Origin of the sequence: Pseudomonas sp. Z1-14, assembly GCF_051132005.1 — a bacterium.
Taxonomy (GTDB): domain Bacteria; phylum Pseudomonadota; class Gammaproteobacteria; order Pseudomonadales; family Pseudomonadaceae; genus Aquipseudomonas.
Genome location: NZ_CP071646.1, coordinates 2,825,393 through 2,838,307, shown reverse-complemented (window position 1 = coordinate 2,838,307; position 12,915 = coordinate 2,825,393). Strand labels below are relative to the sequence as shown.

General features: G+C 62.3%; 10 protein-coding genes. 8 read left to right on the top strand and 2 right to left on the bottom strand.

The window, feature by feature from the left end:
* Positions 1–34: 34 nt before the first annotated feature.
* From J3P89_RS12870 to J3P89_RS12835, 8 genes are all read left to right on the top strand, one after another.
* Complete coding sequence (locus J3P89_RS12870) at positions 35–1,309, top strand: NAD(P)/FAD-dependent oxidoreductase (RefSeq protein ID WP_434697766.1); 1,275 nt, start codon at positions 35–37, stop codon at positions 1,307–1,309.
* An 83-nt stretch (positions 1,310–1,392) separates the two neighbouring features.
* Complete coding sequence (locus tag J3P89_RS12865; RefSeq protein WP_434697765.1) at positions 1,393–3,039, top strand: ABC transporter substrate-binding protein; 1,647 nt, start codon at positions 1,393–1,395, stop codon at positions 3,037–3,039.
* A gap of 39 nt (positions 3,040–3,078) precedes the next feature.
* Positions 3,079–4,035 (top strand): ABC transporter permease, encoded by a 957-nt coding sequence (locus tag J3P89_RS12860; protein ID WP_434697984.1) that lies wholly within the window; start codon positions 3,079–3,081, stop codon positions 4,033–4,035.
* Positions 4,032–4,907 (top strand): ABC transporter permease, encoded by an 876-nt coding sequence (locus J3P89_RS12855; protein ID WP_434568485.1) that lies wholly within the window; start codon positions 4,032–4,034, stop codon positions 4,905–4,907. The genes J3P89_RS12860 and J3P89_RS12855 overlap by 4 nt, the downstream gene beginning before the upstream one ends.
* Position 4,908: 1 nt before the next feature.
* The gene (locus J3P89_RS12850) at positions 4,909–6,750 is read left to right on the top strand and encodes an ABC transporter ATP-binding protein (protein ID WP_434697764.1); all 1,842 of its coding nucleotides are present in this window, start codon (positions 4,909–4,911) and stop codon (positions 6,748–6,750) included.
* Positions 6,747–7,904 (top strand): acetylornithine deacetylase, encoded by a 1,158-nt coding sequence (gene argE, locus J3P89_RS12845; RefSeq protein ID WP_434697763.1) that lies wholly within the window; start codon positions 6,747–6,749, stop codon positions 7,902–7,904. The genes J3P89_RS12850 and argE overlap by 4 nt, the downstream gene beginning before the upstream one ends.
* Positions 7,905–8,242: 338 nt before the next feature.
* Complete coding sequence (locus J3P89_RS12840) at positions 8,243–9,700, top strand: NAD-dependent succinate-semialdehyde dehydrogenase (protein WP_434697762.1); 1,458 nt, start codon at positions 8,243–8,245, stop codon at positions 9,698–9,700.
* A 33-nt stretch (positions 9,701–9,733) separates the two neighbouring features.
* Positions 9,734–10,813, top strand: coding sequence for a tartrate dehydrogenase (locus J3P89_RS12835; protein ID WP_434697761.1), 1,080 nt, complete (start codon positions 9,734–9,736; stop codon positions 10,811–10,813).
* Positions 10,814–11,158: 345 nt separating this feature from the next.
* On the opposite strand, the gene J3P89_RS12830 is transcribed toward J3P89_RS12835, so the two are convergent.
* Together J3P89_RS12830 and J3P89_RS12825 are read right to left on the bottom strand one after the other, a co-directional pair.
* Positions 11,159–11,866, bottom strand: coding sequence for a cupin domain-containing protein (locus tag J3P89_RS12830; protein WP_434697760.1), 708 nt, complete (start codon positions 11,864–11,866; stop codon positions 11,159–11,161).
* Positions 11,867–11,915: 49 nt separating this feature from the next.
* Positions 11,916–12,773, bottom strand: a complete 858-nt coding sequence (locus J3P89_RS12825; protein ID WP_434697759.1) for a GNAT family N-acetyltransferase — start codon at positions 12,771–12,773, stop codon at positions 11,916–11,918.
* Positions 12,774–12,915: the final 142 nt, after the last annotated feature.

The window sequence follows — 12,915 nt, the reverse complement described above, 5'->3', positions numbered from 1 at the left end:
TTCATTGCACGCTTCAAGGCATAAGGGGTTAGACATGGGCAGTGAGTCTTATTGGCTCGATACCGCACCGGCATTTACCGGTGCCCAGCTCGGTGCGTTGCCCGGGCAGGTCGATGTGGCCATCGTCGGTGGCGGTTTCACTGGCCTGGCCGCCGCCCGGTCCCTGGCCTTGAAGGGCGCCAATGTAGTGGTGCTGGAAGGCGGGCGGGTCATTGGCGAGGCTTCGGGGCGCAATGGCGGCCAGTGCAATACCGGCGTAGCCCAGGACTACGCGTCATTGAGTGCCAGCCTCGGCGCTGACAAGGCGCGCGCCTATTACCAAGCCTATGAAAGCGCCGTGCAGAGTGTCGTCTCGCTGGTGGAGCAAGAGCAGATTGCCTGCGACTTCAAGCGCAATGGCAAGCTCAAGCTGGCGGCCAAACCCCTGCACTACGAGGGGTTGGCCCGTACTTGCGAGTTGATTCGGCGCGAGGTCGATGCCGAGGTCGAGTTGCTGTCTGCGCAAGAAACCCGGGCTGAAGTGAACTCGGCCCAGTTCCATGGCGGCTTGCTGCAGCGTAACGGCGTGCAGATGCACGTCGGGCGCTTCGGAGTAGGGTTGGCCGAAGCCGCGGCCCGTCACGGTGCGCTGATTTTCCAGGGCGTATCGGTAACGGACTGGAAAACCAGCGCCGGTGGTTATCGGCTCAATACCACCAAGGGTTCGCTAAAGGCCACGCAAATCCTGCTGGCCACGGGAACCTGCCAGCAGGGTGGGTTGGGTTGGTATCGGCGGCGGATCGTGCCGGTGGGCAGTTTTGTGATCGCCACCGAGGTGTTGCCGCAGGCCCTGATCGACAGTTTGCTGCCGGCACACCGCTCCTATGTCACCAGCCGGATGATCGGCAACTACTTTCGGATCACCCCGGACAACCGCTTGCTGTTTGGCGGGCGGGCGCGGTTCGCCATGTCCGACAGTGTGTCCGATGCTAAGAGCGGCAAAGTCCTGCACGCGGCGATGGTGCAGATGTTTCCGCAGCTGGCCCACGTCAAGGTCGACTATTGCTGGGGCGGATTGGTCGACATGACCTCCGATCGGCTGCCCCGGGCCGGCCAGCACGCCGGCATTTATCACTCCATGGGCTACAGCGGCCATGGCGTGCAGATGTCGGTGCACATGGGCCAGGTCATGGCCGACGTCATGGCCGGGAAAGTCGAGGCCAACCCTTGGCGCGAACTCGACTGGCCGGCGATCCCCGGACATTTTGGCAAGCCCTGGTTCCTGCCGCTGGTAGGTGCGTATTACCGCCTTCAAGACTATTTGCACTGAGTGGCGAGGGACGCTTCAGGTTTCATCACATTGCGTATAGCGCGAGCAATCGAGCCTTATCATTTGCGAAAGGTAGAACCGACATGACTGACAAAAAAAACAGTATCGATACCCAGCTGATAACAGGTACGGAAAGTCTGCGCGTTTTCGAAGGGCTCAATCGCGGCATGTCACGCCGCAATGCATTGCAGATGCTCGGGTTGGCCGGGGTGGCCGTGGCGGGCGCCGGCAGCCTGTTCGGCGCCGCCGGCAAGCTGTTTGCCGATGAGGAGGCCGCCAGCCCAGGCAAAGGCAAACCTGGCGGGCGCATCCGCGTCGCCGGCTCGACCAGTTCCACCGCCGACACCCTGGACCCGGCCAAAGGTTCGTCGTCAACCGACTACGTACGCCACTACATGTTCTACAACGGGCTGACGCGTTTTGACAGCCACATGGTGCCGCAACTGGAACTGGCCGAGCGTATCGAGACCACGGACGCCACGCTCTGGGTGATCAGCCTGCGCAAGGAAGTGACCTTCCATAACGGCAAGGCATTGACCGCCGCCGACGTGGTGTTCTCGCTGTTGCGTCACAAGGACCCGATCACCGGCTCCAAGGTCCTGCCGCTGGCGTCGCAGTTCGCCGAAGTCAAAGCCATCGGCACCCATGAAGTGCAGATTCAGTTGAGCGGCCCCAACGCTGAACTGCCCTCGGTCCTTGCCGTCTCGCATATGTTGATCGTTCCGGAAGGCACCAGCGATTTCAGCCAGGGCATCGGTACCGGTCCGTTCAAGGTCAAGGAGTTCAAGCCCGGGGTGCGCTCCGTCGGCGTGCGCAACAGCAATTACTGGAAACCCGGCCTGCCGTACCTGGACGAGATCGAATTCATCGGTATTGCCGACGAATCGTCACGGATCAACGCCCTGCTGTCAGGGGACGTGCACATCGTCAACGAGGTCAATCCACGCTCGACCACCCGCATCAAGGACAGCGCCCGGCATCGGGTCATCGACTCGCCGTCGGGCAACTACACTGACCTGATCATCCGTCAGGACCAGATGCCCGGCAAAAGCCCGGAGTTCACCCAGGCGATGAAGCTGTTGCTGGACCGGGAACAGATCAAGTCGGCGATTTTCCGTGGCTATGCGCGGGTCGGCAACGACCATCCGATCGCGCCCGGAGCACGCTTCTTCAACGCCGATTTGCCGCAACGGGCTTACGATCCTGAACAGGCCAGGTCGTTGTTGAAGAAGGCCGGCATGGAAAGCATCAGCATGCCGCTGATGTGCTCGCCCGCGGCGACCGGTTCGGTGGACATCGCGGTGCTGCTGCAGCAGTCCGCCAAGGAAGCCGGGCTCAAGCTCAACGTCAACCGCCTGCCGAGCGATGGCTACTGGTCCAACCATTGGGCCAAGCACCCGCTGAGCTTTGGCAACATCAATCCGCGACCGAATGCCGACATGCTGTTCTCGCAGTTCTTCCAGTCGAGTGCGCCCTGGAACGAATCAGGCTGGAAAAACGAGCAGTTCGACCAATTGTTGATACAGGCCCGCGGTGAAACCGACGAGGCCAAGCGCGGCAAGATGTACGCCGACATGCAGGTGCTGGTGCATGAGCACGGAGGTATCGGCGTACCGGTGTTCATCAGCAACATCGACGGTGCCGACCAGCGCGTAAAGGGCTACGGCGCCAATCCCCTGGGCGGTTTCATGGGCTACATGTTTGCCGAGCAGATCTGGCTGGATGCCTGATGAAGGTCGGTTTGGGCCACATTGCACGAGGGTCGGATGATGAATAGCAACACACTGTGGTTGATCGGCCGCCGTCTGGGGGCGGCGGTCGTGACCTTGTTGATTGTCTCCATGGTGGTGTTCGCCATCACGGCGGTGCTGCCGGGGGACGCGGCGCAGCAGGCGCTGGGACAGTTCGCCACGCCGGAACAGGTGGCGGCCCTGCGGGCGAAAATGGGCCTGGACCAGCCCGGTGTGTTGCGTTACCTGCATTGGCTGACGAGCCTGCTCAGCGGTGACCTGGGGATGTCGATGTCCAACGCCACGCCGGTAATCGAGCTGATGGCCGGCCGGGTTCCCAACACCTTGATGCTCGCCGCTGCCACGGCCCTGGTGTCGGTGCCCGTGGCGTTGACCCTGGGGATCGGCTCGGCCATGGGCCGAGGCGGGCGCCTCGACAGCTTCCTGAGTTTTTTCACCTTGACCATGGTGGCCGTGCCGGAGTTTCTGGTCGCCACCTTGGCGGTGCTGATATTCGCCGTGAACCTGGGTTGGTTATCGGCGCTGTCCTATGCCAGTGACATCACGTCCCCCTGGCAATTCATGCGCACCTACGCATTGCCGGTGGTGACGCTGTGCTGCGTGATTGTCGCGCAAATGTCACGCATGACCCGCGCAGCCGTGATCGATCAGCTCGACAGCCCTTACGTGGAAATGGCCCGGCTCAAGGGCGTGAGCAATATCCGTATCGTGCTCCGGCATGCCTTGCCCAATGCCATCGGCCCCATTGCCAATGCCATCGCCCTGAGCTTGTCCTACCTGTTGGGCGGGGTGGTGATCGTCGAAACGATCTTCAACTATCCCGGCATTGCCAGCTTGATGGTCGATGCCGTGACCAACCGCGACATGGCCCTGGTTCAAGCCTGCACCATGTTGTTCTGTACGGCGTATCTGGCGTTGGTGTTGATCGCCGACCTGTGCGCGATTCTTTCCAATCCGAGGCTGAGAAACCAATGAACAACCTCATTGTGAAATCGCCGACGGCGGCCGCTGCGCTGGGGTTGGGCAAAGACGCCCACGCAAAGTCCTGGCTTGGCCTGGCCGGCGCCGCGATGTGTGTGATCTGGTTGCTGGTGGCGATTTTCGGCCCGTGGCTGGCGCCGCATCCGGTGGGCGAAGTGGTCTCCGACAACGTCTTCGACAGCCTCAGCGCGACGTACCCGTTCGGCACCGATTACCTGGGCCGCGACATGCTCAGCCGGGTTCTTGTCGGCGCGCGTTTCACCGTCGGCCTGGCGTTGGTGGCCGCGGTGCTGTCGAGCACCCTGGGAACCAGTCTGGCGCTGTTGTCGGTGGTGTCGCCAAAGTGGCTGGATGAGCTGATCAGCCGCCTGATGGACGCGTTCATTTCGATCCCGAGCAAGATGCTGGCGCTGATCATGGTCTCGGCCTTCGGCTCCTCGGTCACCTTGCTGATCTGCACGGCGGTGTTGAGCTACACCCCCGGTGCCTTCCGCATCGCCCGCAGCATGGCGGTGAATATCGAAGCGCTGGAGTACGTGCAAGTGGCCCGTACCCGGGGCGAGCGCCGACTGTATATCGCCTGCGTGGAAATCCTGCCGAATATCCTCAATCCGGTGCTGGCGGACCTGGGCCTGCGTTTTGGTTTCATCGTGCTGCTGCTCAGTGGCATGAGTTTCCTCGGGCTGGGCGTGCAACCGCCGGATGCCGACCTTGGCTCGCTGGTGCGCGAGAACATCGGCGGCCTCAATCAGGGGGCGCCGGCCATCGTGATTCCTGCCCTGGCCATCGGCACCCTGACCATCGGCGTGAATCTGTTCATCGACCGGTTGTCGTCGCGACGTAGCCGACGTACGGGAGGTCATTGAAATGAGCGAATTGATTCGGGTACAGGACCTGCGCGTGGTCGCCTGCGGCGAGCGCGAGGAGGTGGACATCGTCAAGGGGGTCAGCTTCTCCCTGCAAAAAGGCGAAGTATTGGCGTTGATCGGTGAGTCCGGTTCCGGCAAGACCACCATCGCCCTGGCATTGCTCGGTTATGCCCGACGCGGTTGTCGGCTGGCGGGCGGCGTGGTGCAAATCGGCGAGGACGACATGCTGGCGTTGAGCGAGAGCCAGTTGCAGAAGTTGCGCGGGAACCGCGTGTCCTATATCGCCCAGAGCGCCGCAGCGGCGTTCAACCCGGCGAAAAAACTCATCGACCAGGTAGTGGAAGGCGCGCTGATTCATGGCCTGGGTAGCCGAGCGGTGCTTGAGGCGAAGGCCATCGAGCTGTTCCGTGACCTGGCCCTGCCAGACCCGGAGCGCATCGGCCAGCGCTATCCTCATCAGGTGTCCGGCGGGCAGTTGCAACGGGTGATGGCGGCCATGGCGCTGATCAGCGATCCATTGCTGGTGGTGCTCGACGAGCCGACCACGGCCCTTGATGTGACGACCCAGATCGATGTGCTGCGGGCCTTCAAACGGGTAGTCCGCGAGCGTGGGGCCACGGCCGTCTATGTGTCTCACGACCTGGCGGTCGTGGCGCAGATGGCTGATCAGATCGTGGTACTCAATGGCGGCGAGATCTTCGAACATAGCGCCACGGCACCTTTGCTCAAGGGCCCGGCCCACGAATACACCCGCAGCCTGTTGGCGGCGGCGCGGCCGGACACGACGATCCGTCCGCCCGGCGACATCGCGCAAGACACCCCTTTGCTGACCATCCAGGGGCTGACCGCCGGCTACGGCAACAAGAATGCCCAGGGCATGCCAGCGATTCGCGTGCTGGAAGACATCGACCTGACGGTTCGCCGAGGCCAGGCCATTGGCGTCATCGGTGAGTCGGGCTCGGGCAAATCGACCCTTGCACGGGTGGTGGCCGGGTTGTTGCAGCCAGCCCTTGGCGGGTTGTCTTTCGATGGTCAACCCCTGGGCGGCAGCCTGTCGTCGCGTACCCAGGAGCAGTTCCGACGCATACAGATGGTCTTCCAGAATGCCGACACCGCACTCAATCCGATGCACAGCGTCAGCACGATCCTGAGCCGCCCGCTGAAGATGTATTTCGGCCTCAAGGGCGCGGCGTTGCGCGAGCGTATCGGCGAGCTGCTGGACCTGGTGCGTTTGCCCCGGACGATGGCGGACCGGCGTCCGAACGAACTGTCCGGCGGACAGAAGCAACGGATCAACCTGGCCCGGGCCTTGGCGGCCAAGCCAGACCTGATTCTCTGCGACGAGGTGACCTCGGCGCTGGATACCGTGGTCGGTGCGGCAATTCTCGAATTGCTGCGCGATTTGCGCCAGGAGCTGGGAGTGTCCTATCTGTTCATCAGCCACGACATCTCCACCGTGCGCGCCTTGTGTGACGACATCGTGGTGATGTACAGCGGGCACAAGGTCCAGGCCGGTACGCGTCAATCCTATGCCGAGGCTCCGTTCCATCCGTATACCGATCTGTTGATCCACTCCGTACCGGAACTGCGCCTGGGCTGGCTGGAAAGCTGCGGGGCAACGACCTGCCAGACGCTGCCGCCGATTGGGCCGAAAGCCGCTGTGCCAGGGCTGTGCACCTTCCTGAGTCGCTGCCCGGTGCGGGTCGACGGGCTGTGCAACCGCGTCGCGCCGGACCGGCGGATGTTAGTCGGTGGCAGCGAAATCCTTTGCCACCACGACAGCGCCGAACTGATGAAAACCCAGCAACCGAACACTCCGACCGTGGCGGCGTACGCATGAAATCCCGTGTATTGGAGATTCTCAAACGGCTGATGGCCTTCGACACCGTCTCTTCGGAATCGAATATGGCCTTGATCGAATACGTGCGCGATCTGCTCATGACCAAGGGCATCGAGTCCTTGATCGTGCGGGACGACAGCGGCAACAAAGCCAACCTGTTTGCCAGTACCGGTCCAAGGGATGTGCCGGGGATCCTGCTGTCGGGTCATACCGACGTGGTGCCGGCGGCGGGGCAGGCCTGGACCTTCCCGGCGTTTGCGGCGACGGTGCGGGACGGACGGATCTATGGCCGCGGCAGTTGCGATATGAAGGGCTTTATCGCCCTGGCAATCGACGCCATGCTCGATGCCGCCGAGCAGCCATTGAGCAGGCCGCTGCAGCTGGCGCTGTCCCATGACGAGGAGATCGGCTGCGTGGGGGTACGGCGTTTGCTTGATGTGCTGCACCTGGCACCGGTCCGGCCGTTTCTGTGCGTCATCGGCGAGCCGACCAATATGCAGCTCGTTCTCGGGCACAAGGGCAAGGGTTCCTACCGTACGTACTGTCGTGGGCTGGAGGCGCACTCATCATTGGCGCCACGCTCGGTCAATGCGATTCATGTGGCCTGCGATTTCATCGCCGCGCTGCGCCTGAGCCAACAGCAGTTGCAAGAGCAGGGTGCCCGGGACAGCGATTACGACGTGCCCTACAGCACCGTGCATGTCGGTCAGATTGTCGGCGGCAAGGCGCTGAACATCGTACCCAACCTGTGCACCCTTGATTTCGAAGTGCGTAACTTGCCGGCGGACGACCTGGACGGCTTCCTCGAGCAGATGCGCGAACGGGCCGAACTGATCGTGCGCGAAGCGCAGAAGCTCTCCAGCGTGGCTGCGATTGAAATCGAGACCCTGAACGTCTACCCGGGCCTCGACACCCATCCGAGCGTCGAAGCAGTACGGTTCCTGAAAAACTTTGCCGCCCCGGACACTGGCACCGCGAAAGTCTCGTTCGGCACCGAGGGCGGTTTGTTCAAGCAACGCCTGGACGTACCGGTGGTGGTCTGCGGCCCGGGTTCGATCGAACAGGCGCACAAACCTGACGAGTTCATCGAGATCAGCCAGATGGAGGCGGGTGAGCGCTTTCTGCAAGGGTTGCTGGGCTCGATGCGCATTTGATCGTGCAACGGTAAAGCCTGCCGTCGAAGGTAATGCTGTTCACTTAACAAAATGACGTACCCGTGGCGAGGGAGCTTGCTCCCGCTCGGCTGCGAAGCAGTCGTAAATCGGCGGATGCGGTGTGTCTGATACTAAGTGTTTGGCAGGTTTTGGGGCCGCTTCGCGGCCCAGCGGGAGCAAGCTCCCTCGCCACGGGTTCCCCGATTGCCTTAAGTGAACAGCATTATGCCGTCGAAGGCTGATTTTCAGCATTCAAGGCTGTAGGGCCGGCGTTTTCAGCATCCTCGTCCAGAGCGACTCAATAGACTGAAGGCTGTCTCAGAACAGGACCCGACGTCATGCTCAAGAATCGCCTGAAAGACCCCAGCCTGCTGGTAGAACTCGCTTACATCGACGGCCAGTGGGTCGGCGCCGACAACGCCGCCACCCTGGACGTGATCAACCCGGCCACCGGCGAGGTGCTTGCCCGGGTACCGGCGATACACGGCAGTGAAACCCGGCGCGCCATCGAAGCCGCCGACCGTGCCTGGCCGGCCTGGCGTGCACGTCCGGCGGCGGAACGGGCGGCGCTGCTCGATCGCTGGTACCAGGCGATGATCGACAACCTCGACGACCTGGCGCTGATCCTCACCCTTGAGCAGGGCAAGCCGCTGGCAGAAGCCAAGGGCGAGATCCGCTACGGTGCCAGCTTCGTCAAATGGTTTGCCGAAGAAGCTCGACGGATCTACGGCGAAACCATCCCGGCCCCCAGCGGTGATCGGCGCTTGATGACCCTCAAACAGCCGGTGGGCGTTTGCGCCGCGATCACCCCGTGGAATTTCCCCAATGCGATGATCACCCGCAAGTGCGCACCGGCCCTGGCCGCAGGCTGCACGATCGTGGTCAAGCCGTCGGACCTGACCCCGCTGTCGGCCCTGGCCCTGGCGGTGCTGGCCGAGCGGGTCGGGATTCCGGCCGGGGTGTTCAACGTCGTGACCGGCATGCCCGCCGGCATTGGTGAAGAGCTGACCGGCAACCCGACGGTGCGCAAGCTTTCCTTTACCGGCTCTACCGCTGTCGGACGCCTGCTGATGCGTCAGAGCTCGGAACACATCAAGCGCTTGAGCCTGGAGCTGGGCGGTAACGCTCCGTTCATCGTGTTTGACGACGCGGACCTGGAGCAGGCCGTGACCGGCATCATGCTCAGCAAATTCCGCAACGCCGGGCAGACCTGCGTCTGCGCCAACCGCATTCTGGTGCAGGATGGGATCTACGAGCGCTTCGCCCAGCGCCTGGTGGAGGAGGTGGGCAAGCTCAAGGTTGGCGACGGCCTCGAGGCCGAGGTGAACATCGGTCCGCTGATCAACGCGGCGGCGGTCAGCAAGGTCGCTCGACACATCGACGAGGCGTTGAGCCAGGGCGCTCGCCTGCTTTGTGGCGAAATCCCCACGGGCGACAGCCGGTTCGTCCAGCCGACGGTGCTCGGGGAGACGCATGCCGGGATGCTGCTGGCCAACGAAGAAACCTTCGGTCCGGTTGCTCCGCTGATGCGCTTCAGCACGGAAGAAGAGGCGCTCGCCTTGGCCAACGCTACGCCCTATGGCTTGGCGGCATATTTTTTCACCCAGGATCTGCGCCGCTCATGGCGGTTCGGCGAGGCCCTGGAGTTCGGCATGGTTGGCCTCAATACCGGGCTCATTTCCATGGACGTCGCGCCCTTCGGCGGCATCAAGCAATCGGGCCTGGGGCGTGAAGGCAGCAAGTATGGCCTGGATGAATTTCTTGAAGTCAAAGCCTTCCACGTCGGCGGGTTGTGATGCGGTCAGCGATTTGAAGAGGAGGCACGGTTGATGAGCAAACCATTCAGAATCGCCGCGATTGCTGGCGACGGTATTGGTAAGGAAGTCTTGCCGGAGGGGCTGCGGGTATTGGAGCAGGCGGCGAAGAAATGGCAATTGGATCTGAGCATCGAAGTGCTCGACTGGGCCCACTGCGATTATTACCTGGAACACGGGCAGATGATGCCCGCCGACTGGTTTGAACAGCTCAAGGGCTTCGATGCGATCTACTTTGGCGCCGTGGGCTGGCCGGACAAGGTGCCGGATCACATTTCCCTGTGGGGTTCGCTGCTGAAGTTTCGCCGGGACTTCGATCAGTACGTGAACATCCGTCCGGTGCGGCTGTTTCCCGGCGTGCCGTGTCCGTTGGCCGGACGTGAAGCCGGGGACATCGACTTCGTGGTGATCCGCGAAAACACCGAGGGCGAGTACTCCTCGGTCGGCGGCAAGATGTTCGAAGGTACCGAGCACGAGTTCGTGCTGCAGGAGTCGGTATTCACCCGACGCGGTGTGGACCGGATTCTCAAGTTCGCCTTCGACCTGGCCCAGACCCGGCCGCGCAAACGCCTGACGGCGGCGACCAAGTCCAACGGCATTTCCATCAGCATGCCGTACTGGGACGAACGCACGGCGCTCATGGCGCAGCAGTACCCGGACGTCACCTGGGACAAGCAACACATCGATATCCTCTGTGCACGCTTCGTGCTTCAGCCGGACCGTTTCGATGTGGTCGTGGCGTCGAATCTGTTCGGTGACATCCTGTCCGACCTCGGACCTGCCTGCGCCGGCACCATCGGCATCGCGCCTTCGGCCAACCTCGATCCACAGCGACGATTTCCCTCGTTGTTCGAACCGGTCCATGGCTCGGCGCCAGATATCTATGGACAGAACATCGCCAACCCGATCGCGATGATCTGGTCCGGTGCCTTGATGCTCGACTTCCTGGGTAATGGTGACGAGCGCTATCGCGCGGCCCATGACGGGATTCTCAAGGCCATCGAGCGGGTTATTGCAGAGGGCCCGATTACGCCTGATCTTGGGGGGCAGGCGTCGACTCAGGAGGTTGGCCTGGCTATTGCGGAAGCGCTTTGAACTGGGAGTTGTGCTCCGGCCCTGCTCCGACACAACTGTGGGGAGCCTGCTCGCGAAGGCGGTGTATCAGCCAATTAAGATATTGGATGTGCTGGCCCTTTCGCGAGCAGGCTCGCTCCCACAGGGTTCCTCGGTGTGCCGTGAGACCTGCGTCTGCCGCTGATCCAGTGTGGGAGCGAGCCTGCTCGCGAAGGCGGTGTGTCAGCCAATGAAGATATTGGATGTGCTGGCCCTTTCGCGAGCAGGCTCGCTCCCACAGGGTTCCTCGGTGTGCCGTGAGACCTGCGTCTGCCGCTGATCCAATGTGGGAGCGAGCCTGCTCGCGAAGGCGGTGTGTCAGTCAATTTACTTACAGACGTAAAACTTGCGCACATAGACGCTGCTCTTCCAGGCGCAAGGAGCCCCCTTGGGCACAAACACCGTATCGCCAGTATTCACCGCCAGCGCCGTCCCATCGCCGAGCTGGAGAACGATGCTGCCCTCGATCAGGTGCATCAGTTCGTGCATCGTGTGCGGCCTTGCCCTGCGGATATAGGGCGTCGAATCCCAGACGCCGATGCGCAGGTTTGTCGTGTCCTCGACGAACAAATTGTTCGAGCGACATTGTGGTGTCGGGCTCAGCAGGAATTCTTCACTCGGTGGCGTCGAGGGCGCGAGGAGGGTGTGCCGGGGAAGAGCGGTCACTCCGACGTTGCCCGCTTCAACAGGCTGGGTATCGGCGCAGAATGCCCAGAGCGAGCCAGGTTGCGCCTCGATCCGAATCGATGTGCCGCGGGCAATTACCGCGCTCTCACCCGGATCAAGTTGCAGCGAGTGTTCCTCGCTTTGCAGAATCACTCGTCCGGCGTGGACCACGATCGTTTCACTGTAGGGATATGCATCGACGCTGAACTGTCCGCTCGCCTGGACGATACCGGCAGCAATGTCATGGGTCCCGAGATAGGCAATCTGCCTGTCGAACGGATCGTTGGCTCCCAATGAGCCGCCGGTGAATGCGGTTGACGCGGGAGTGCCGTTGGCGTGGGCCAACAGCACGGCAGTGGGCTCTAGCATGAGGGTGTTTCTCCGGGAAAGTAGGGGATGTAGCGGTGATGCAGGGGCGTCAGCCGATGGCCTGGGTCACCAGCGCAAACTGCTTTACGCCGCCCCTGGCCTGGGGCGGGGAACCACGGACCATCTGGGCGACGGTGTCGACCTGCTTCAAGCCGGCTTCTTCCAGCCACGGACCCAGGCCGCTGTCGGACGGTACATCCATGCGTACGAAAGCATCCGGCACTTGAGCCAACAGCACCGCGATCAAGTGCTTGGCCTGCTGTGGATTTTCTGCAACGACCGGGCCGATGTAACGACCACGACCGAATGGACGCAGGATGGCGAACCCACGCAGTTGCCCATCGCGCTCGATGCCCACGACGTCTTCGACACTGTCGAACAGATCATTGAGCACGGCATGCCTGTCCAGGTCGCTGCCGGCGTTGGCGAGTTCGATCACGTTGTTTCGATCCGCTTCGGTCAGGCGGCGCAGGCGCTCACCGGATGGCAGGTCCTTGGGGGCCGGGGGCGATACGTTCCCCTGATGTTGTTGGATACGGCCAAAGTCAACGAATCCCTGGCTGGCATAAAGAGGCGCGCCAGCCAGCGTCGCGTTGAGCATGGCGGTCTGCGTTCCACACGCTTGGAGTGCCAGTTCCATCAGTTTGCGACCGATGCCCTGGCCCTGGTATTCGTCACTGACGATCACCAGGCCGATCGTGGCGTAATCACCCTGCGGGCAGGTGAATGCGGTGCCGATCAGGCGGCCGTGGTCCTCGGCGACAAAACCCTGCGAGACGCGCTGCAGCATGGCCCAGTCCTCCAGGCGATGGGGCCACTTCAGCTGCACGGACAAGGCATGGGCCGCTGCCACATCGGCAGCGGTCATGGGGCGATAGGCATACGTCGGGCGTTGCGAACTGGACATGAACATCTCCGTATTCAAGGGAGCGTGACCGGGCGGATTTCTCCGCCGAAAGGACTGATATCTCACCTGCCGCGAGACCTGACAAGAGGCGCAGATCGATTCGGTAGATTGCATCAGTTGCGGCTTCTCGCACCGCAGTTAT

Coding starts and splice junctions, on each gene's coding strand:
- J3P89_RS12870 (WP_434697766.1), top strand. CDS start 35: ATGGGCAGTGAGTCTTATTGGCTCGATACCGCACCGGCATTTACCGGT.
- J3P89_RS12865 (WP_434697765.1), top strand. CDS start 1,393: ATGACTGACAAAAAAAACAGTATCGATACCCAGCTGATAACAGGTACG.
- J3P89_RS12860 (WP_434697984.1), top strand. CDS start 3,079: ATGAATAGCAACACACTGTGGTTGATCGGCCGCCGTCTGGGGGCGGCG.
- J3P89_RS12855 (WP_434568485.1), top strand. CDS start 4,032: ATGAACAACCTCATTGTGAAATCGCCGACGGCGGCCGCTGCGCTGGGG.
- J3P89_RS12850 (WP_434697764.1), top strand. CDS start 4,909: ATGAGCGAATTGATTCGGGTACAGGACCTGCGCGTGGTCGCCTGCGGC.
- argE (WP_434697763.1), top strand. CDS start 6,747: ATGAAATCCCGTGTATTGGAGATTCTCAAACGGCTGATGGCCTTCGAC.
- J3P89_RS12840 (WP_434697762.1), top strand. CDS start 8,243: ATGCTCAAGAATCGCCTGAAAGACCCCAGCCTGCTGGTAGAACTCGCT.
- J3P89_RS12835 (WP_434697761.1), top strand. CDS start 9,734: ATGAGCAAACCATTCAGAATCGCCGCGATTGCTGGCGACGGTATTGGT.
- J3P89_RS12830 (WP_434697760.1), bottom strand. CDS start 11,866: ATGCTAGAGCCCACTGCCGTGCTGTTGGCCCACGCCAACGGCACTCCC.
- J3P89_RS12825 (WP_434697759.1), bottom strand. CDS start 12,773: ATGTCCAGTTCGCAACGCCCGACGTATGCCTATCGCCCCATGACCGCT.